The sequence below is a fragment of the Shewanella sp. ENK2 genome (assembly GCF_043568515.1).
In the GTDB taxonomy this organism is placed as follows: Bacteria; Pseudomonadota; Gammaproteobacteria; order Enterobacterales; family Shewanellaceae; genus Shewanella; species Shewanella japonica.
In genome coordinates, this window is sequence record NZ_CP171406.1 from 3,003,514 (window position 1) to 3,022,949 (window position 19,436).

Below are 19,436 nucleotides of genomic sequence, written 5' to 3' on the forward strand. Positions count from 1 at the left end.
ACTCAGTAATAGCGCTCAGTAATTGCACTCAGTAATCGCACGTAGCCGTATTGGCGGTTTTATTCGGGTTAACCTAGCTCATTAAGCTGCAGAGTTAGGTTAATCTGCGAAACCACTATTGTCGCTGTGATGGCGGCAGGTGACGACTTATCCAGTCTGAAGTAAAGGTAATAAAACTCGCTAATCTTGCTGATTGATGTATCAGTTGTGGATGAACAAGGTAAGTAGAAGAGGCCTGTGTGGGCTCATTGACGAGTAAAGGCATTAAGTTGCCAACTTCAAGTTCTCTATCAACCAAATACTCAGGCACAAAAATGATCCCTTGGGCATCAAGTGCTAACGCTTTTAGCATGTGATTATCATTAATGCTTAAATGACTTTTCACCATCATCGGTTCTTGACCTATATGCCACAGGCTTTGTTCTTCAGAGGTTAAGCAATGATGTTGTGTCAGCTCTTCAATTGTACTTGGAGCACCGTGTTGTTCAATATAAGCGGGTGCCGCGCAGCATACATACTGGTAAGAAAATAACTTTTTAGCCACCATATTTTGTGGTGGTGTTTTGGTTGCTCTAATGGATAAATCAAAGTCATTTTGGGTTAAATCGTAGGTGGTGTAACTACTGTCGAGCGTAAACTCAATGAGTGGATTTTGCTTTTGAAAATCACGGCAAATAGTTAATAGGTAACGTTGGGTAAACTGGCTGGGTGCTGTAATACGAATTCGACCCGCAATACTGTCATTGTCATGGCGTATCTGCCTATCTAACTCCAATAACGATTGTTTTACCTGTCCCATCTTCGCCAATATTAATTCACCTTGAGGTGTGAGTTTTACACTGCGCGTACTGCGGATCAGCAAAGGTCTGCCAAATTCCTTTTCTAATTGGCGGATCTGTTCCGAAAGATAGCCTCTGGATATGCCTAAAGTCGCCGCTGCTTCAGTAAAGCTGAGCTGTTTTGCGACTTCATTAAATAGAAATAGTCGCTCAAATTTCTTGTGCTCTCGGCTCATTAGCTTAGTCCTTCATAAAATATGTATGATAGTTTTTGTTCTTTAAAGTGAATTGTATTTTGTTATTGGTAGCTATATCAAATAATGATTTTGGAGAATACGGTTCCACTGATGGGCTTAATGTTGAGAATATGCATCATCTTAATACTTAACATCAGTGATTAAACCATGAAGTCTGTCGTTAAACCTTTGGCAAATGTTAGCCCTAATCCTTTACCTCTTAATCAGCACTTACCTCACGCAAGCCCTTTAGTGTATGGCTGTATGGGGTTAGGAGGGGCTGGAATAATAATGGCATAAATGCAAAAGACTTAGCGCAGGCACATGATGTGGTGAATACCGCTTTAGACCAAGGGATAAACTATTTTGACCATGCGGATATTTATACTTTTGGTAAAGCGGAACAAGTATTTGGTCAAGTTTTATCGTCTCGACCTGAGCTAAGAGAGCACATGTTGATTCAAACTAAATGCGGTATTCGATTTGCTGATGATAAGGGGCCTAAACGCTATGATTTATCGGCACAATGGATAGGCCACAGTGTGAATCAAAGTCTGAAACACCTGCAAACTGACTACCTAGATGTACTGGTATTACACCGACCAGATCCGCTAATGGATGCAGAAGATGTTGCCAAAACCTATCACCGACTTCGTGACGAAGGCAAAGTGAGATTTTTAGGTGTCTCGAATATGCAACACCATCAAATGCGTATGCTGCAACAGCATTTAGATACGCCTTTGGTCGTGAATCAGTTAGAGCTGAGTTTACACAAACAGCATTGGATAGATGAAACTGTTTATGCCGGAAATCAGCTTGGGGCTGATATTAATTTTACCCCTGGCACATTGGAGTATTGCCAACAGCAACACATTCAAGTGCAGTCGTGGGGAAGCTTATGCCAAGGACGATACAGCGGCGCAGGTGTCAGTGATGAGCCAATGCGGGTTAAACAAACCTACGCATTAGTTTGTCAGCTTGCCGCTGAATACAGTGTCAGTAAAGAGGCCATCATTCTTGCTTGGTTAATGCAGCATCCGGCTCGAGTTCAGCCAGTGGTTGGAACAACCGACTTACAACGTATTGCAGCATGTCAGCAAGCAGTGGGGTTACAGCTAACTCGAGAGCATTGGTATGCTTTATATGTCAGTGCAAAGGGGCATGAACTGCCTTAATTTCAGCACGTTATAGGGCTGATTTGGATTATTCATTAATGGATTAAGAAGGTGTTATGAAACAAATATTTTTCACGAGTTTGGCTTTACTGTTATTGGCCTTCCACATACACGTACACACTACGCCTAAGGTAAACGATGCGAAAGCAACGGACGACAAAGTGATATATCAGGATTATCTTCATCGTGATATTCGAGATGACATTTTTTATTTTGTTTTACCAGATCGTTTTAACAATGGTAATCAAGCCAATGACAATGGAGCCGTATCTGGTGTATCTCATGGCGGGTTTGATCCCCTTACTGAGCGAGGTTTTCATGGCGGTGATATTAACGGTATTGAACAGAAACTTGCGTATCTTGAATCGCTTGGCATTACAGCAATATGGATGACACCACTGCTAAGAAATAATGCGATTCAAAAAGACGGCATTGCTCACCATGGATATTGGATTGTCGATTTTACTGAAATCGATCCGCACTTTGGTACAAACGATGACCTGAAACAATTGATTGATGCGGCGCACCGACGTGGCATGAAAGTATTTTTTGACATTATCACTAATCACACTGCAGATATCATTCGTTATAAAGAGTGCCATCAACTTGATGGTCGATTTATTGAAGGGCTAACGCGTTGTGAATATAAGCCAGTCAACACAGCAATGAGTGAGCAGTATTCGCCATTTCTATTGGATGATGAAGCCAATATAAAAACACCATCTTGGCTAAATGACCCACAGTATTATCATAATCAAGGCGACAGTAATTTTGAGGGAGAAAGTTCATTAAACGGTGATTTTAATGGTCTAGACGATCTGAATACTTTGCATCCTAAAGTGCTGTCTGGGATGGTCGAGATATATCAAAACCTCATTGCTGAATTTAAACCTGATGGATTCAGAATCGATACCGTGCGTCATGTTGATTTATCATTTTGGCAAACATTCAGCCCTGCTATTGTTGAGTTTGCCAAGCAGCAGGGGATCCCTCAGTTTCATGTATTCGGTGAAGTCTATGATACCAACCCTGTTAATTTGAGCTTATACACCACAGATGGAAAACTGCCGTCGGTATTGGATTTTGCTTTTCAAGACGTGGCAGCAAAAATCTTTTATCAAGGGCAAAGTCCGCTGCTTGCCAAGCAATTATTTGAGCAAGATGATTTGTATAAAGATGAAGATAGCCAAGCAGATTTACTGATGACTTTTTTAAGTAATCACGACATGGGACGAGCAGGTTACTTTATCAATGAAGCTGGCATTGCCAGCACAGAAGCAGAAAAATTACAGCGCAGTATTTTATCCCATGCCTTTATGTTTTTATCTCGAGGGATTCCGGTGGTGTATTACGGTGATGAGCAAGGGTTTACTGGCGATGGTAATGATATTGATGCCCGAGAAGACATGTTTGCCTCACATGTCGCAAGCTATAACGACAATTCGTTATTGGGCACTTTGGCAACAACGGCTGATGACAACTTCGATATAGCGCATCCTTTGTATAGGGCCATTGCCGCACTGAGTGAGCTACGCAAGACTGAGCGGGTTTTACGTCGTGGTGAGTATCAAGCTCGATTTTATGCTGATAAAGAGAACGCAAGTCATGCCGCTATGTTTGCTTTTTCAAGAATAGATAGCAGCACTGGTGAGGAGTTATTGATGGTATTTAATACTGGTACCAGCTTGGCTTCGGCAACGATTCCTATGCAGGTTACTGAAGTGGATTCACTCCTTAATACGCAGGCTTTAAAAGAAGCGGCAACATCATCAAAGACTGCTATATCAACGAGTCAAGTCAGGATTAATGAGCATGATATTAAGGTCTCACTCGCAGGTTTAAGTTTTGAGGTGTATCGAGTGACTCATCGCAACGACTATTAGCAACGCAACGACTAATAGCAAGGAGTCAATATAGACTCAGATTGACGATAAAACCTCACTAAGGAGCTTTCCCCTTTTTACTCCTGACCACTGTAGGCATGAGTTTACAGTGGTTTTTTATTGGATAAGCGTGATGCAACGATTGCGCAGTGATTAATGAAACTAAGTGGGGATTATTGGATAATTCATTAAGCTCAGAAACCAATGAGCTTAATGAATAACAAAGCGTGGTGGGAGATGAACGCCTGTATTGGAAAATGAAATCGTTAGTTAAGAATGTTAGGGATTACGCAAAAAAATCATCCTCACCCATTGCACGTTTGAGTTGTTGTGCTTCGAGGTAGTCTTCAAGACGTCTTTTTACTTCACGTCTGTGTTGTATATCTTCTTTTGCTTTTGGATTAGATGGTTTTTCAACCCCATCTATTTCTGTGTTACTTGGAACAAATTCAATAATTTCAGCCATAAAATATCCTCATTATCGAGTCGAATTTTCTTGGTGTTTCATGGGCCAAATGGCGCTGATGGTATTCAAGAAAACCTGTCGATATCAAACATAGAGACCAAACTACAAGCATTTAGTATTGGTAAAAATAAACACTACATTAGTGTATGCTTAAGCTGGAATTTATCAGGAGTTTCAAAATAAAAATGCGATCCGTATAACAATTTTATTTTAAAGTTTCAAAAGGAGATATTCGTCATATTTTAAGGGGATAGGCGAATTATTTTGCTAACTATCTAGGGCATGTTGCTCTTTCAAGGTTATTTTTTTCGAAACAAAACATAACCAGCAAAGATCAACAGGCCCTAGTCACTATATTCATTTATTCAATACAAGATTAAGGTCATTAAGGCACGCATAACTAACAGAGGTGGCAAAGGGTCAAGTGAGTCACTTCATCATTCATCATCTGCGTTTTTTAAGCTCAATACGCAGTAATTCTCATTGTGTGCCACTTATGTCAAAGCTTAAAAGACTGTAAAGCTGCTAGTGATTAGTGTCTTGCTAGGGTTAAATAACCTTATTCAATATTTTTATGAATAGCCTATTATTAACCAACACACTTATTTGATTGACTGAAGGGCCTATGAAAAACGAATTGTTTAAAAACATCCTATTTTCAGTTGGCGGTATCGTCATGATAGGAAGTACAGCGATGAGCTGTGCTTCTGATGATATTCAAATGCACCATGATGACTATCTCGGCTTAGGGAGTATTACCCAAGGCGCTGCGACTACCGTCGTCAGTAATTTGTTTACGTGTCAAAATGGTCGTAGCCGCGTTGCAGGTATAGGTGAGATTACTGATGCGCAGGGCGCAGTATGGACTGTACCAGGCAGTAATCAATTTAGCAGTGCGCCCAAAGCAATGGATTTATATGAACAATGCGCTGGTATTACCCCTAGAAATTTAGCCGAAGTTAATCAAGATGATGTACCTGTGGTGACAGTTGACCCGCAAGGTGAGGTGATTACTGGGTATATTTTTGCAGATAATTACTTTGAGCTTTATATCAATGGCAAATTAATCGCCGTTGATAGCGTGCCATTTACGCCATTTAATTCAAGTATTGTAAAATTTAAGGTCAGTAAACCTTATACCATTGCAGTTAAAGTCATTGATTGGGAAGAAAACCTAGGTATAGGTTCTGAGAATAATAGAGGTAATGCATACCATGCTGGTGATGGGGGCTTTATTGCCAGCTTTAGTGATGGCACTGTGACAAATCGTGATTGGCAAGCGCAAACTTTTTATACCTCTCCAATTTTAGATTTAAGCTGCTTATCTGAAAAAGACGGCGCGAGATTATCTACTGATTGTGGTGTTACGGATGAGAAAAATGGACAACAAGCGTATGCCGTGCATTGGACGATGGCTGATAATTGGATGAATGAAGATTTTGATTCAAGTACTTGGCCGCGCGCAAGCTTATACTCAGATGATGAAATAGGAGTGAATAATAAAAAAGCCTACATGAATTTTATCGAAAAATTCAGTGGAGTGGGAGCCAGCTTTATTTGGTCTACTAATGTGGTGTTAGATAATGAGGTATTGCTACGGTATACCGTGAACTAATGCGTGGTTGATATGACATTCAGTAAAGTAAAAACAGTGGCTTAAATAATGGCAAAGTGTTGAGGGGGAATCCCAACACTTTGCAAGGTAATAGCTGTTAAATTAGCATGTTAGCCTACCAAGAAAACGTTTGAATGATGTCTTGTTTTGTCACTGGATTGGTTGCTATTTCATGTTCAATTCTATCTTTAAATGGCACTCTAGCTTGAGGTAACATGCCTCGCATTGGCGAGATATTATTACCGTGATCGCCCCAGTAATAGCAGTCAAAGTCCGCTAAATTTTCCAGTAAGTACTTCTCTTCTTCCAGCACTTGTAATGGACTTGGCATAACAAATTCACCACGCAGTACTTGCTGTTCGAGTTCAGTTCCTGGCTGAATTGCAATGGCCATTGGCGCAATTTCTTCCGGCTGCATAATGTTTAAAATATCTGTAGTCGCTTTAATGTGCTCTTTTGAGCGATGACGGCCACCTAGTCCAAATATAAATGAAGCCAGCACTTTAATCCCTGCCTCTTTTGCCATCGCCATGCCTTCAATGGCATGTTCAGGTTTCATCGCCTTTTTGATGTTATCGAGGACAATAGGATCGCCAGACTCTAAGCCTGCGTATGCCATTGTCAAACCCGCTGCCCGCATTTGTTTAAGTTCTGCCACAGTTTTACGGCGAAAATCATTAAAGCCTGCATATAAAGCAATATTTTGAATTTCAGGGAAAGTCTCAGTAATTTTATTGAGAATCGCCAATAAAAATTCGGTTCTTACAGCCATGACATTGCCATCAATCAAAAAGATAGATTCAACGTGAGCGTGGATTTTTCTGGCCTGTTCAATATCACTAAAAATATCTTCTAGTTCACGAATTTTAAATCGTTTATCGCTGAACATATTGCAGAAAGTACATTGGTTGTTACTGCAACCTAATGTGGTCTGAATGAGGATGCTGTCAGCCTCGGGCCATGGACGATAAACTTTGCCTTCATAACGCATAACGTTTCCTTAAGACTGTCGTCTTATTGAGAATACATCACCTAGAAGTGGAGACACTCTAGGTCAACGCTAGATGAAAAGACACCTAGCAATACAATGAGGGCGATCTTAGCAGTAGATTTTTAGCTTGATAATTAAGCACTATATTGAATCAGTTTATCGATTTTGTTGATAATCGCTTTATTGCTAAGTCACAGGACTGTTATGCAACTCAGGTTTTTGCCGTGATGAAAAGGCGTTGTGCTTATGCTGAAGATGACAGATTTTATCAAAAGAATGAGTCATCGCAGGGCAATAAAAAAGCTAAAGGCACGGGCCATTAGCTTTTTTAATATTAAGGTTTTTGTAATTGAAGCTGAGCTTAATTATTAGCTTAGCTCTGTAAGAACTCGCTCAAGCACAGCAACCACTTTTGCGGTTTTAGCTACATCAAGTGCATCAGGGTGAGGTGATGCAAATTGGCCTCTGTCATTATCAAAATATTGCCCAGTTGCTTGAGCAAACTCTTCTGATAATGCCGCTCTGGTTAGAATGTCAGCACCAATTGATAAATCTCCGCCAGCCACACCGTATGCTTGTTTAACCATTTTACTGCCTAACATCGAAGCAGGATTGACCGAGACAATCATAGGTCCATGACCTTGAACTGATAAGGCGAGATCTCGTGACCACATTGTCAGCGCAAGTTTACTTTGGGCATAGACAGTACTATCAGATAACTGACTTGGCTGTGCCATGTCGCTAGCTAAAAAAGCGGCTTGTGCAGCTGAAGATAAATTCACAATGCGGCCGCTATTATCCATGATCGGCATTAACAACTTACTAAGCAAATAAGGCGCAAAAGTGTTTACTGCATAGCGTGAATCTAAGCCGTCTGAGGTGATTAACGTCGTAGGGTTATAAACTCCAGCATTGTTAATTAACACATCCAGTTTACTGTGTTTTTCTTTAATGTTTGCTGCTAACTTTTTGACATCACTCATGCTAGATAAATCGGCAACATACGTTTCGATTTGTGCGGCAGAGGAGCTATTAATAAGCAGCGTTTCCACATCGGCAAGTTTGTTAGGGTTACGTCCATGAAGTAAAACTTTATGGCCTTCAGCGAGTAACATTTTTGCTGTTTCTAATCCAATTCCATCTGTTGAACCAGTAACAAGAATGATTTTTTGCATGGTGTATTCCTAATGATATTAATCGCCGCTGGGGCGCTGTCCACTGTTTAGATTCATTAATATTAGCACTTATTGAGTGTTTGATAATGGCACTAAATACAGAATCACTTTATAGATTCGGTTGATAATAGAGCACTGAAAATAGCTGCAATAGATTGGTTAAAAATTAACTTTATTTAATTTGCACAATCACAAAATTGAGTCCAATGCTGATTTAGGGTCTTTACTCTATTTGGTTTTGTGGTTGATACACTTGTCGTTTCAATTAAGTCGTTTCAATTAAGAAAAAATAGAGTGATGGTTATAAGGTGGATTAACTCCAACGCTAGGATGGCATTCGAGGTTTAAGATGACTTAAGCCTTCATCAGAGAGACGAAAATGTCTCTATAGCGAGGTATCACTATGAAGTTATCAATGGTTACAAAACCGAATTTTTCAATGTCGACAACTAAGTCGACAACTAAAGCGCAAGGCGGCTTCACTTTAGTCGAATTAGTGGTTGTCATCATTATTCTTGGCATTTTAGCTGTCGTGGCCGCGCCCAAGTTCATTAATTTGCAGGGTGATGCTCGCGTGAGTTCGCTTGCTGGAATGAAAGCGGCGATTCAAAGTGCTAATACATTGGTGTATTCAAAGCCAGTCTTGCTGGAGTGGAGAAAGAAGCAGATGTGACGGATTTAGATATCGGTACAGGTAATGATTTGTTCACAGCCTACGGTTATGTGGTTGCTTCTGAACTAGATTTAGATAATTTGCTACAAAATGACTTTAACTCAGCCGTTTCTGAAACCGATCCAACCATGGCTGTTGATAGAGGTGCTGAATGGACAATGTATGAAGGCAATGGGCAAGCGACTATTTGGCAAGTCGGTGCGCCTGCAGAATGTAAGTTAATCTATAAGGAGGCAAAAAGTACAACAGAATTACCAGAGTACATAATAGAAACTGATCCAAACAAGTGTTAAGGAGGCTGAGATTTATAGATTGAAATATAAAGCAGTCTCATGTGTTGAGGCTGCTTTTAGTTGTAGCTAAATCCTATGTTTTTCGAACTGATTTAGCTTAGTAGCGATTGCTTTTCACTAATAACCGCTTATGCTAATGCCATGTTTATTTTTCGCTAAATTATTATGCCTACAGCTAAAAACGCTAACCTTGTATCTGTCGTCGTTATCATCGGCTTGCTAATTGCTGTTATCACATCAGTTGTGATGATCAATCAGTCTAATCAACATAAAGGCCCTGAAGTTTGGAGCTCATTTGTGTATAAAAATGGTTATGATTCTGCCGCTTATGAAATGGATACAGATTTTGTAGATTACCCTTCATGTAAAGCTCATGCACAGACAGTATCGGCAGAATATAACAATGCACCATGGCAGTGTGGTTTATACTGTCGATTCGATTCTATGAGACAAGGCTTCGAATGTGAGTCGATGTTAAATGACTAACCCATATCATTGCTTCTCTTTTTTGTTGATATATTTTCTATTTATCTTGCTGACATCATATGAGACCACAGTGGCGTAAAGTGGTAACTAGGTATCAATAATTCTTCATATCATAGCCACATCAAGCATAACTTTAATGGTTGAGGCGCTAATACACCTTAATAAACCAATGATGAACAATGTTTCACATTAACAATCGGTCATCTTGGACTTTAACACTCAGTAATCGCGTATTATTCCGCCAACAACAAAAGGTGTTAACCAATGTTTCAGCTTGTGCAAAAAGAGCGTGTTTGTCGCAAACCTTAATCTATTAGCCAATGATGTTAATGAGGATAGAAATGAAAAAATTATTAGTATGCAGTGTGTTATTTATGTCATCAGCAGCAATGGCAAATCAGTCTGAAGGTTATTCTGATAATGCTGCCGTAACGACACCAGCGTTAAAGCAAGCTGGTGGATTCAGTGGACCAGTTGCTGGCTCTGCTCATACGGTTGCTTCTGCATTAGAGGCAAAAGACGATGCTCCAGCCATACTAACAGGGTTTATCGTCGAGTCTTTAGGTGATGAAGAGTATCGATTTAAAGATGACAGTGGCGAAATCATTGTCGAAATTGATGATGACAAATGGAGTGGTATTCATGCGACTCCAGAAACCAAGCTGACTTTACAAGGTGAAGTGGATAGCGAGTGGACTAATACGTCTTTAGATGTCGATGTTGTTCGTTTAGCTGACTAATACAGGTTAACCGAGTTTAATAACTAAGATTATTAACGAGGTTATTCATTAAGAAAATAAGAGGCGAATCATCCTAGTGATGGTTCGCCTTTTTGTTTTGAGAAATTAGTCTGCAGAGGCATTAAGTAAGGTTTTAGACGACTGATCTTTATCGATAATAAAGGTCTGTTTTTGCTTATCATGTTGGCGGGTAATCGTCATATCCATTTGTTGCTCAGGCAAGTGACGACCAAATAAGCGATTGGTAAACGTTAATTCGTCATTGGTGTTATCTAGGGGGTATTTACCCATCACAATTAAGTGTGATGACGGCTTTTTGGGATTGCCATGAGATGCTAATGAAATGATTAACCCTTGCAATGGTAGCTTGGCTTTTGAGTCACTAAGCTGCACATTTTCATGTATTAATTCAGTTGCTTGGTTTTTGTATCGTGTAAGTTCGGCAGAGGATGCTTTGCCATCATTGTCCATATCTAAACCTTCAAAGGCAGATACGGGTAAGGACAGCACCATAAAGGCGCCTTTATCAACAATATTGATGGTGCCGTGCTGCGCAACCATCATATGTGCGAGTGCGTTGGCACACATTAGAATACAGATTATTAATATCGTGATAATTTTTAATAACATCATCTTGGGTATACTCTTAATTGATGTAAGTGTAATCGTGTTATTGGCTTCAATCAGATAAATAGAGACTAAACCTCGCCTTTGACACAACGCTGAAAGTACGGATAACTGTCGGTGGCGTAATAGTGGTAAATGCCATTAGGGAATTCAGGTGTGACTCCAACTCGTCCATTGCATTCATCTAAGTCACCGAAACCCGCTATATATTCCCAATCTTGAGCAAAGGTCCCGAGTGGATAAATCTCGGTCGAAGGCCTGCTTTCACTCACCGTGGTGACTAGCTGATAACTCCCTTGTATGGCTTTGAGCTCTGAACTGGCGTCATTGGCATCGCTGTAACCATATCGGGCATATATAGGAAACCCATCAGCAGCCCAACCTATGAGGGTCATTTTGTCATTACCGCCTTGCTGAAGTTCGATAAAGCCTTCTGGCATTCCGTGATAATGGTATTCGCCTCCAGGTTGAACGTGGGCGTTATTATCGTCGGTACCAAAGTTAAAGTTGCTTTGGCCTAATGCCTCAATATTCCAATTACCCTCGTTGCCTACTAAGCTGCAGTTATTTCCAGAATCATCACAAGTACCCGCTGTACTGTCATCAATTTTTACTCCATTGAGTACATAACCTAGGGTGCCTCTTGGGCCGCCTAGAACGGTGGCAGTGTTAGTTTCGACAGGCGTTAAGCTGAAATTAGCTGAGATATCTTGCTCGAAAATCATATTTGGGTTGTTGGCATTGGGGAAAGTGCCGACATCATGGTCAGGGATCCCGTTTGCTTCTAATAAGCGTTCACCTCCCTCGCATGACCATTCGGCGTTACTGGTGTTATAAACCGATTCAGATTCGTTATAGGTGCTATTTACATAGTCGCAAAGCACCCCATCAGTTGAATCTGCTCCTTCATCATCAGCACCTGAGCCGTCAGAGTCATCACCTGAGTCACCGCCAGTGTTATCATCACCTGAATTGTCATTGGGGGTTGTGACCGTTTCTTGGGTTTCATCTGCAATCTCTGCATCACTATTACTGTCACTACCGCCACAAGCAGTTAATGTGCAGATAAGTAATAAAGATAGCCAGTGCAGTATTAGGTTGGCATTTATATTATTTGAATTAACTGTCAGTTTCATCGCAACGATTTCCTATGTAATGCAAAGGGTAAGTTAGCGTTTGCTCATATAGTAAGGTCTATCGTAGCGATGAAATGTGCAGCAAATGTGTAGAAACGAAGGAGAAAGTGGATAAATGTTAGTTTTTTGTTGTTAAGCGGTCATCGCCATCAAAGTCATGTCGATGACACTAAGCAACTCATTGGCGGAAGAGCATAAACTTACTGGGTTTAAAATCTTGCATTTAAATCTAGGCCAAATAGCAAGGAGTCTTGGTTATCGTCATTGTCATTAAATAGCTTACTTGCACTAAATTTGGCAGAAAAATGGGATGATATCTGCCACCAGTAAGCCGTGTTCAGACCGTAATTATTGACACTGTCAGAGACTTCAATTGTATCCCCCTCAGGGGGAAGCTGCTACTATTAAATTGCTTGATATCAATATCTTACCAATCGTATTGCGCGCCTATTGACCACGACTTATTGATGTAAAAATCAGCGGCTAGAAAAATGTGGTTGAAGGTATTATCAATGTCAGTGGTGAAGTAGCGTTCTGGCAAAAAAACATCTTGCGCGAGTCGATAATAGTAATATTGACTCGCATCTGTGTACTGCCAACGTGCAAACAAATTCACCCCATTAATTGATTCCATTGGGATATAACTTTGAGTCTCTATACCGAAGGTATCGGATTGGTTATCAAAATTAGCTGCTAATAAGCCGATTTGGAAATTCTGACCACTGCCACTTGTGTGTTGATAACTATCTGATCCACTTTGGTTTTGGTAAAAAATGGAGATTTGCGAGCTTTCGTTAAAATAATAACCTAGCTTAAGACCATAAAGTGACTCGTCGTAATTATATGGCCAGGCAAAGGAGTCATCGTCATCATTGATTTGCTGATAATTTGCGCCAATGAACCAGTTTGATTCAAAAACATAAGTGCCATCGACTTGATAACTGCTGGTCTCGGCTAGATCTGATTTAAGGTAGTTTACGCCGAAGTTTGAAGATTGAGCCAAAAAGGTATTTATGGCCCAAGGACCTAAATCAGTGCTCACGGCATCAAAATAATGATAACTGGCAAATAGATAAGCGTTGTCGCTGTTGTCTGTATCAGTGATATATGAAGCACTAGTATCGTGATGAAAACGGTTGTTAGCTGATGCTAGCGTATCATTAGCTTGAGCAGAAAAAGCCACAAAGCTAATAGCAATCGCTGCGGTCAGTTTGAGTGGCTGAGAGTGGCATCGTTTCATATCTTACATCCTTGTTTGTTTACTGATTTAAATAACAAGATTGACTGTTGCTATTTGGTAATACTTGTGTGTAATTGTATCAATTGTTGTTATTTATCAATTTGTTATGCTTTATTTGATTTGTATAAAAGTGTGAGCGGTGTAAAGAGTGAAGTGGTGAGGCTTGAATTGTGTGGTTTCGTTTCTTAGCGAATTTAAGCTATTTATTGGGCTTGAATGGCAGTGAGATTACGTAAGCTATCAAATAGCCGTTATAATCGAGAGAAAATGAGCTTATATAGACGTTGATATGCAATTAAAACCGCTTGCGAAGGGAAGGTTTCGAGATCAGTGGCAGCAGCATCATGATTCGATTGAGAAGATCATGAGGCAATGTATTACAGAAACGAAAACGGTAGAGCGTCACTATAAATTAATGGAGCAAGGTCAGCAGGTGAATGAGCTGATTTATGTTTCAAGTGGCAGAATTTCTATGGGCTATACCGCCAGAAATGGTCGTAGTTTCCAACTCGGTACCATGACATGTGATTCGCAAATATTTGGCGAGATGGAGTTTTTTACTCAATATCTTTGTCAGTTGGATATTATTGCTGAAGAACCATTATCTATATCAATTATTCATGGCGATAAGTTACATGAGGCATTAGTTAAAACCCCACAGTTTGCATTATTTTTTGCCAGCGCAATTGCAATAGACTACCAAGATACCGTGGATATTTTGACTCGAAGAATGCTGTATCCCATTGCCTACAATATTGCCTACGATTTATATCATCAGTATCTGCATGACCAGCCCGTTGAAGGATTTAATCGGTGTTACTTAGAGGCTGAGCGCTTTGCTACCACTGACAGAGTATATCGAAGAGCAGTTAAAAAGCTGGAAGATTTAGCACTGATCAAGCGTGAAAAAGAAGGCATTATTATTCAAGACTTAGCTGGACTGAAAGCTTTCATCGCACAATAAAACGATTACATTAACGGTTTATATAAAAGCCTCTTTATCATTTTGATATCAGAGGCTTTTTTGACGATTTATTTTCCGCTTATGCTGTTGCCAATGACGCTTGTTGGCGACGAGAAGCAATTAACATCATAATAATCAATGCATAAATAACAGGGATAGCATACATCACAGTTTGCAGGCCAATGATGCTTTCAAACATTGAACTAATCGCTGGGCTGAACATTGCGCCAGCACTACCACTGATTAAGATATAAGACACATTTTTGCTACTTGCTTGTTTGACGAATGATACGCCGTAAGCAATGAAAGCATTATACAGCGCCGCACAAGCAAAACCGTAGCCATAGGTTAAGTAGCCAATCCACTCTAAGTTAGTTGTCGTTACAATTAAGCTGGTAATCACTAACGCAAGGGAGATCATTCCCATAATAAAGTGCTGAATTTTAACTCGCGATACAATGGCTGTTGAGACTAACGCACCGATTAATGCTGCTGACCAGTACTGAGTAATAATATTGCCAGCTTCTTCAAATGGGATAGTAAATTTTTGCGACACAAATGTCGGTGCCCAAGTGAGGAAGGTATAGAGGCTCAGCATGCCCAGAAACAAGCCTACACCACCACTAATGATGCCAAGGTTCCATTCTGACTTTTCTTCAGCTTCATCGGTAGCAGAGGTAGACTCACAGAGGTCAAAATTGGTTAGCAGCGCAATAGCAGCTGTAGCGAGTGCAACGATACCCACAGCTAAATAACTGTAACTCCAAGAGAGTGCATTAGTTAGGGCGTATGTGGTTATCATTGGGAAGATGACACCTGCAACATTGAAGGTGGCATCTTGTACTACAAGCATGGTGCTTTGAATTTTATCTTTCCAGACTGATACCACAATGGTGCCCGCGATACATAGCCCAACACCTCCACACAAACCAATGACTGTCATGGCAATCATGACAACGGATAGTGAACTGGTGAAATGCAGCGCAGTAGCACTTAATGCGATAGATACGTAACTGATCAGTGTGATGCGTTTGACGCCGATTTTTTCAATCAAAAAGAAAGCGGCAATGGTACCTGCTAATGCGCCGCCATTGAGTAATGAAAAAATAGAAGCTACTTCATTGATGTTAGCGGAAAACTTATTGGCAATTGGCTCGATTAGCATGCCAAATTGCGTAGCAAAACCTGCCATCACAAAGTTGGCTAAGAAACTGAGCAGAGTTAAGGATATTTTATTTTTCATAATTGGTGCCCTTTATGCTGTAACAACCCTAATGTTGTTTTATTGACTTGCTGTTTCTAATGCCAGCTTTATCATTTGGTTAAAGGTTAATTGTCTTGCTTCTGCGGTGGTTTCTTCGCCCGTTAAGCAGTGGTCTGATACAGTCAAAATCGCTAATGATTCAATTCCGTGTTGATGGGCTAACCCGTAAAGGCCTGCGACCTCCATATCGATGCCTAATACACCAAAACGTTCAAGTGCTGGGATCATATCTTCGTCTGGATCGTAATACAGATCGCCAGTGAAAATATTGCCCACCTTAACGTTAATCTGTTCTTGTTGAGCAATAGTGTAGGCTTTGTTTAATAGGCTGAACGTTGCCGATGTAGCCATTTGATAACCACTACTGCGTTTTGCGTTGGTTGGTGAGTCGGTGCCTGCTGCTTGGGCTAAAATAACGTCGTTAATTTTTACATCATGTTGCGTCGCACCTAAACTGCCTACTCGAATAATGCGCTTTACGCCAAAGTCATTTACTAATTCATGGGCATACAGCACCATCGACGGGATCCCCATCCCGTGTCCCATGACTGAAATTCTTTGGCCGTTATAAAAACCGGTATAACCCAACATGTTTCTAATGTTGGTCACTTCGACTGCATTGTCTAAGAAGGTTTCAGCGATGTATTTAGCGCGTAGCGGATCGCCCGGCATAATAATGGTTTCGGCAAAATCACCCAGTTTGCCATTGATGTGTGCGGTCATTGTATTTCCCCTTTTTTAATTAACTCGATAATAAGTGGCGAGAACTTAAGCTGTGAGGACAAAAGTCCGCATAGGTTGAAAGATCAGCAAAAACTATCAGTGGATCACAAAATTGGCGTATGATGCGCCTTTTCAACTATTGTGATTCTCGTTACTTGCTTATGCGCCATTTAAAAACCACTCATCATCCAGATACCCCCATTGAATTTGTGAACGATACAAATAACGTCATGCTAACTCGACGAGCAGCAAGGGCGATTGTGCTACAAGGTCAGAAAATACTGATGTTGTATACCGCCCGCTATCATGATTACTCATTGCCAGGCGGTGGTGTTGATGATCACGAAGATATTGAGCAAGGCTTAGTCCGTGAGTTGAGTGAGGAAACGGGCGCGCGTGATATTCGAAATATTAACGAGTTTGGTTTATATGAAGAGTACCGCCCTTGGGCTAGGAATGCGGCAAACCTCATGCATATGCTGTCTTATTGTTATACCTGCGAAATAGATCAAGAGTTAGGTGATACCCAATTTGAGCAGCATGAAATTAATAATGGCATGAAGCCTGTCTGGATGGACATTGATCAAGCCATTCAACATAACCTTGATACGATGGCCAATAGTGACAAGAAAGGCTTATCCATTGAGCGTGAAACCTTTTTGCTGAAGTTAATTAAACAAGAGCTACTGTAATACGCTGGATGTTTGATGGCTTAAAAGTACGACTTGTGTAACAAAAGCGTAATTCTACCAACAATTTAAAACCTTTTTGTTACGTATGTAGTGGCTGAGTGTACGGACTTCATATATGCTGCGGCTATTATTAATCATATTGATTTTGATAGGGTTTGGCTTGTTTTAAACCTATTGAAATATCATGTTATTTGAGAAGTATTATGAGAAGCAGTTATTCACAACGTGGCTTTACGTTAATAGAACTTGTGGTCGTCATTATTATTTTAGGTGTGTTAGCTGTTGTGGCTGCACCTAAGTTTTTAAATCTGAAAACAGACGCAGTGACTGCCAACTTACAAAGCTTACAAGCGAGTTTACAATCGGCGAATTCACTGGTTTATTCAAAAGCGGCTATCGACTCGCAAACGAGTCTGGCTTCTGGAGAAATTGATTTCAATGGGGTGAAAATTGCCACAACAGTGGGCTGCATTACTGCATCTAAAGTGAATATTCCTAAAGCTGTAGAAGGGGACTTTGCTGAGTTAGCCAGTCCAGCGGAAGCATTTACTCAAGATTGGGGGATCTATGATGTACCCAACTCTGGTGTGTACATTTTCCCACAAGGATACGATATCAGCAGCAATTGTAACTTACGCTATAGCGTGACAGCGAATGCTGCAGAGCCAGCGTTTTATGATTTAACCGTTACGGGTTGTTAATTTCATCGAAAATGAAAAAGCCTGAAATTTTTATTTCAGGCTTTTTTTGGCTGCTTATATTCGGATTACATATTTTGTTAGCATAAAACTAAAATCGATATTGGTTATTTAGCAAATTATATATGAGGTATTACTGAAAATACCTATTTCGAGGTATGCTAAATTAGTATTAGTTAATGATCTTGTTCACAATTATTGATACGTAATTGCAGTCTTTTTGTAACATTGTTTTAGATCAATATTTATAGTTTATTTCACCTATATAACATCACTCGAGATGATGAAATATAAGGATTACAATAAATGAAATTAACTACCCTCACATTAGCTGTTCTTGCCGGATTAGCGACATCTGCAGCTTACGCTGAATCAGAAAGCGTCGATCCATTAAAAAAAGCGTTTATCGATGACTCTTCAGTGAATGTGCAGTTTAGACTTCGCTATGAAGATGTCGATGTGGCGAATGTTGACCAGCAAAATCAAACCACATTACGTACTCGTTTAACTTATCAAACCGGTGATATTTATAATCTATTTGCTTTAGCAGAAGTTGACGATGTGCGTTCAACCGATAATGAACCTTTAATTGGTGATTACAAATATACTCAAATAAACCAAGGCTTTATTGGTTACAAAGGGCCTGCTGAAACCTTAGCTAAATTAGGCCGTCAACGCATTTTATTAGATAATCAGCGTTTTGTTGGTGGGGTTGGCTTCCGTCAAAATGAACAAACTTACGATGCGGTATCTGTTAAAAATACGGCGATTGAAAACCTCACTGCCTATTATGCGTATGTGGCCAATGTGAATCGTATTTTCCCAGAAGGCTCAGGTAAAGAAGAACACGAGAACGAAACCAGCTTAATCAATATCAATTACAAAGGACTCGAGTTTGTTAATTTAAGTGGTTACGGCTATCTGATTGATAATACAGATGTTGCTGCATTCTCAACTGATACCTTTGGTGTTCGTGCAACGGGTAATATTAAGTTAGATGCACTGAAAGTGAGCTATGAAGCTGAATATGCTCAGCAGTCTGAAGGCGGTGATAACCCAGTAAGTTACAGTGCTGATTATTACAAATTAGGTGCCGGTATTGATTTTGATGCTTTTGGCGCAAAAATTGGCTACGAAGTACTTGGTTCTGACGGCGGCAAAGCTGGCTTTATTACACCATTAGCAACATTACATGCCTTTAACGGTTGGACTGATAAGTTTTTATTTGGCGGTAAAGGTAACTGGGATAATGGTTTAGTTGATACCCATGTGATTGTAACGGGTAAAATTGCCGGCCTTAAACTTTTGGCTAAATACCACCAGTTTGAGTCAGATTATGGTGATATCGATATGGGTACTGAGTGGGGCGTTGCTGCTACATACCCATTTGCGAAGCATTATAGCCTAGGCGTTAAATATGCAAGCTTCAGTGGTGCTGACGAAGGTTATGATTTCTCAAATGATACCGATAAATTATGGCTGACATTCCAAGCTAACTACTAAGTTGTAAACATCTAACCAACGGCAGTTTAGGTGAGCTGTCGTTGTTGACGCTCCCCACCTAGTTTGCAGGAATCGAT

General features: G+C 40.3%; 20 protein-coding genes and 1 pseudogene. 12 read left to right on the forward strand and 9 right to left on the reverse strand.

Features of this window, described 5'->3' with window-relative positions; all coding sequences use genetic code 11:
• Nucleotides 1-115 precede the first annotated feature (115 nt).
• Nucleotides 116-1,015: a LysR family transcriptional regulator gene (locus ACGEDC_RS13060; RefSeq protein WP_394493719.1), complete on the reverse strand. Its 900-nt coding sequence runs from the start codon at nucleotides 1,013-1,015 to the stop codon at nucleotides 116-118.
• Nucleotides 1,016-1,183: 168 nt separating this feature from the next.
• Here ACGEDC_RS13060 and ACGEDC_RS13065 point away from each other — a divergent pair.
• Nucleotides 1,184-2,190: pseudogene (locus ACGEDC_RS13065) on the forward strand (aldo/keto reductase).
• A 56-nt stretch (nucleotides 2,191-2,246) separates the two neighbouring features.
• On the forward strand, nucleotides 2,247-4,073 hold the full coding sequence (locus ACGEDC_RS13070) for an alpha-amylase family glycosyl hydrolase (RefSeq protein ID WP_394493721.1): 1,827 nt from the start codon (nucleotides 2,247-2,249) through the stop codon (nucleotides 4,071-4,073).
• A 286-nt stretch (nucleotides 4,074-4,359) separates the two neighbouring features.
• On the opposite strand, the gene ACGEDC_RS13075 is transcribed toward ACGEDC_RS13070, so the two are convergent.
• Nucleotides 4,360-4,539: a PA3496 family putative envelope integrity protein gene (locus ACGEDC_RS13075; protein ID WP_394493723.1), complete on the reverse strand. Its 180-nt coding sequence runs from the start codon at nucleotides 4,537-4,539 to the stop codon at nucleotides 4,360-4,362.
• Between the two features lie 625 nt (nucleotides 4,540-5,164).
• Between ACGEDC_RS13075 and ACGEDC_RS13080 the strand changes: the two genes are divergently transcribed.
• Entirely contained in the window at nucleotides 5,165-6,154 is a 990-nt protein-coding gene (locus ACGEDC_RS13080) for a hypothetical protein (RefSeq protein WP_394493725.1), read from the forward strand.
• A gap of 115 nt (nucleotides 6,155-6,269) precedes the next feature.
• On the opposite strand, the gene ACGEDC_RS13085 is transcribed toward ACGEDC_RS13080, so the two are convergent.
• Nucleotides 6,270-7,145, reverse strand: a complete 876-nt coding sequence (locus tag ACGEDC_RS13085) for a radical SAM protein (RefSeq protein ID WP_065109955.1) — start codon at nucleotides 7,143-7,145, stop codon at nucleotides 6,270-6,272.
• 146 nt (nucleotides 7,146-7,291) lie between these two features.
• Between ACGEDC_RS13085 and ACGEDC_RS13090 the strand changes: the two genes are divergently transcribed.
• On the forward strand, nucleotides 7,292-7,468 hold the full coding sequence (locus tag ACGEDC_RS13090) for a hypothetical protein (RefSeq protein WP_394493728.1): 177 nt from the start codon (nucleotides 7,292-7,294) through the stop codon (nucleotides 7,466-7,468).
• Between the two features lie 45 nt (nucleotides 7,469-7,513).
• Here ACGEDC_RS13090 and ACGEDC_RS13095 read toward each other — a convergent pair whose 3' ends face one another.
• Nucleotides 7,514-8,320 carry an SDR family NAD(P)-dependent oxidoreductase gene (locus ACGEDC_RS13095; RefSeq protein WP_055024803.1) on the reverse strand — a complete coding sequence of 269 codons (807 nt, stop codon included), beginning with the start codon at nucleotides 8,318-8,320 and terminating at the stop codon, nucleotides 7,514-7,516.
• Between the two features lie 403 nt (nucleotides 8,321-8,723).
• On the opposite strand from ACGEDC_RS13095, the gene ACGEDC_RS13100 reads away from it, so the two are divergent.
• From ACGEDC_RS13100 to ACGEDC_RS13115, 4 genes are all read left to right on the forward strand, one after another.
• Nucleotides 8,724-8,993, forward strand: coding sequence for a type II secretion system protein (locus ACGEDC_RS13100; protein WP_394493731.1), 270 nt, complete (start codon nucleotides 8,724-8,726; stop codon nucleotides 8,991-8,993).
• Nucleotides 8,972-9,286, forward strand: coding sequence for a hypothetical protein (locus tag ACGEDC_RS13105; RefSeq protein ID WP_394493733.1), 315 nt, complete (start codon nucleotides 8,972-8,974; stop codon nucleotides 9,284-9,286). Before ACGEDC_RS13100 ends, ACGEDC_RS13105 begins: the two co-directional genes overlap by 22 nt.
• Nucleotides 9,287-9,451: 165 nt before the next feature.
• A complete protein-coding gene (locus ACGEDC_RS13110; protein ID WP_055024791.1) occupies nucleotides 9,452-9,772 on the forward strand; it encodes a hypothetical protein in 321 nt (106 codons plus the stop codon).
• 341 nt (nucleotides 9,773-10,113) lie between these two features.
• Complete coding sequence (locus tag ACGEDC_RS13115; protein WP_394493735.1) at nucleotides 10,114-10,512, forward strand: YgiW/YdeI family stress tolerance OB fold protein; 399 nt, start codon at nucleotides 10,114-10,116, stop codon at nucleotides 10,510-10,512.
• Nucleotides 10,513-10,617: 105 nt separating this feature from the next.
• On the opposite strand, the gene ACGEDC_RS13120 is transcribed toward ACGEDC_RS13115, so the two are convergent.
• From ACGEDC_RS13120 to ACGEDC_RS13130, 3 genes are all read right to left on the reverse strand, one after another.
• The gene (locus ACGEDC_RS13120; protein WP_192022200.1) at nucleotides 10,618-11,145 is read right to left on the reverse strand and encodes a hypothetical protein; all 528 of its coding nucleotides are present in this window, start codon (nucleotides 11,143-11,145) and stop codon (nucleotides 10,618-10,620) included.
• 65 nt (nucleotides 11,146-11,210) lie between these two features.
• The gene (locus tag ACGEDC_RS13125; protein ID WP_394493738.1) at nucleotides 11,211-12,275 is read right to left on the reverse strand and encodes a YHYH protein; all 1,065 of its coding nucleotides are present in this window, start codon (nucleotides 12,273-12,275) and stop codon (nucleotides 11,211-11,213) included.
• A gap of 427 nt (nucleotides 12,276-12,702) precedes the next feature.
• Nucleotides 12,703-13,515, reverse strand: a complete 813-nt coding sequence (locus ACGEDC_RS13130) for a hypothetical protein (protein WP_394493740.1) — start codon at nucleotides 13,513-13,515, stop codon at nucleotides 12,703-12,705.
• Nucleotides 13,516-13,804: 289 nt separating this feature from the next.
• On the opposite strand from ACGEDC_RS13130, the gene ACGEDC_RS13135 reads away from it, so the two are divergent.
• Nucleotides 13,805-14,479, forward strand: coding sequence for a Crp/Fnr family transcriptional regulator (locus tag ACGEDC_RS13135; protein ID WP_394493742.1), 675 nt, complete (start codon nucleotides 13,805-13,807; stop codon nucleotides 14,477-14,479).
• Nucleotides 14,480-14,558: 79 nt separating this feature from the next.
• On the opposite strand, the gene tsgA is transcribed toward ACGEDC_RS13135, so the two are convergent.
• A complete protein-coding gene (gene tsgA / locus ACGEDC_RS13140) occupies nucleotides 14,559-15,722 on the reverse strand; it encodes an MFS transporter TsgA (RefSeq protein ID WP_394493744.1) in 1,164 nt (387 codons plus the stop codon).
• A gap of 39 nt (nucleotides 15,723-15,761) precedes the next feature.
• Complete coding sequence (gene deoD, locus ACGEDC_RS13145) at nucleotides 15,762-16,466, reverse strand: purine-nucleoside phosphorylase (RefSeq protein ID WP_055024784.1); 705 nt, start codon at nucleotides 16,464-16,466, stop codon at nucleotides 15,762-15,764.
• Between the two features lie 161 nt (nucleotides 16,467-16,627).
• Between deoD and ACGEDC_RS13150 the strand changes: the two genes are divergently transcribed.
• The 3 genes from ACGEDC_RS13150 to ACGEDC_RS13160 all read left to right on the forward strand — a co-directional run bounded on the left by ACGEDC_RS13150 (nucleotide 16,628) and on the right by ACGEDC_RS13160 (nucleotide 19,359).
• The gene (locus ACGEDC_RS13150; RefSeq protein ID WP_394498341.1) at nucleotides 16,628-17,158 is read left to right on the forward strand and encodes an NUDIX hydrolase; all 531 of its coding nucleotides are present in this window, start codon (nucleotides 16,628-16,630) and stop codon (nucleotides 17,156-17,158) included.
• Between the two features lie 203 nt (nucleotides 17,159-17,361).
• On the forward strand, nucleotides 17,362-17,859 hold the full coding sequence (locus ACGEDC_RS13155; protein WP_394493747.1) for a type II secretion system protein: 498 nt from the start codon (nucleotides 17,362-17,364) through the stop codon (nucleotides 17,857-17,859).
• A 303-nt stretch (nucleotides 17,860-18,162) separates the two neighbouring features.
• Complete coding sequence (locus ACGEDC_RS13160) at nucleotides 18,163-19,359, forward strand: alginate export family protein (protein ID WP_394493749.1); 1,197 nt, start codon at nucleotides 18,163-18,165, stop codon at nucleotides 19,357-19,359.
• Nucleotides 19,360-19,436: the final 77 nt, after the last annotated feature.

Bases quoted from the DNA above. Each gene is read 5' to 3' on its own strand.
- ACGEDC_RS13060 (WP_394493719.1), bottom strand. From the start codon at position 1,015: ATGAGCCGAGAGCACAAGAAATTTGAGCGACTATTTCTATTTAATGAA.
- ACGEDC_RS13070 (WP_394493721.1), top strand. From the start codon at position 2,247: ATGAAACAAATATTTTTCACGAGTTTGGCTTTACTGTTATTGGCCTTC.
- ACGEDC_RS13075 (WP_394493723.1), bottom strand. From the start codon at position 4,539: ATGGCTGAAATTATTGAATTTGTTCCAAGTAACACAGAAATAGATGGG.
- ACGEDC_RS13080 (WP_394493725.1), top strand. From the start codon at position 5,165: ATGAAAAACGAATTGTTTAAAAACATCCTATTTTCAGTTGGCGGTATC.
- ACGEDC_RS13085 (WP_065109955.1), bottom strand. From the start codon at position 7,145: ATGCGTTATGAAGGCAAAGTTTATCGTCCATGGCCCGAGGCTGACAGC.
- ACGEDC_RS13095 (WP_055024803.1), bottom strand. From the start codon at position 8,320: ATGCAAAAAATCATTCTTGTTACTGGTTCAACAGATGGAATTGGATTA.
- ACGEDC_RS13100 (WP_394493731.1), top strand. From the start codon at position 8,724: ATGAAGTTATCAATGGTTACAAAACCGAATTTTTCAATGTCGACAACT.
- ACGEDC_RS13110 (WP_055024791.1), top strand. From the start codon at position 9,452: ATGCCTACAGCTAAAAACGCTAACCTTGTATCTGTCGTCGTTATCATC.
- ACGEDC_RS13115 (WP_394493735.1), top strand. From the start codon at position 10,114: ATGAAAAAATTATTAGTATGCAGTGTGTTATTTATGTCATCAGCAGCA.
- ACGEDC_RS13120 (WP_192022200.1), bottom strand. From the start codon at position 11,145: ATGATGTTATTAAAAATTATCACGATATTAATAATCTGTATTCTAATG.
- ACGEDC_RS13125 (WP_394493738.1), bottom strand. From the start codon at position 12,275: ATGAAACTGACAGTTAATTCAAATAATATAAATGCCAACCTAATACTG.
- ACGEDC_RS13130 (WP_394493740.1), bottom strand. From the start codon at position 13,515: ATGAAACGATGCCACTCTCAGCCACTCAAACTGACCGCAGCGATTGCT.
- ACGEDC_RS13135 (WP_394493742.1), top strand. From the start codon at position 13,805: ATGCAATTAAAACCGCTTGCGAAGGGAAGGTTTCGAGATCAGTGGCAG.
- tsgA (WP_394493744.1), bottom strand. From the start codon at position 15,722: ATGAAAAATAAAATATCCTTAACTCTGCTCAGTTTCTTAGCCAACTTT.
- deoD (WP_055024784.1), bottom strand. From the start codon at position 16,466: ATGACCGCACACATCAATGGCAAACTGGGTGATTTTGCCGAAACCATT.
- ACGEDC_RS13150 (WP_394498341.1), top strand. From the start codon at position 16,628: ATGCGCCATTTAAAAACCACTCATCATCCAGATACCCCCATTGAATTT.
- ACGEDC_RS13155 (WP_394493747.1), top strand. From the start codon at position 17,362: ATGAGAAGCAGTTATTCACAACGTGGCTTTACGTTAATAGAACTTGTG.
- ACGEDC_RS13160 (WP_394493749.1), top strand. From the start codon at position 18,163: ATGAAATTAACTACCCTCACATTAGCTGTTCTTGCCGGATTAGCGACA.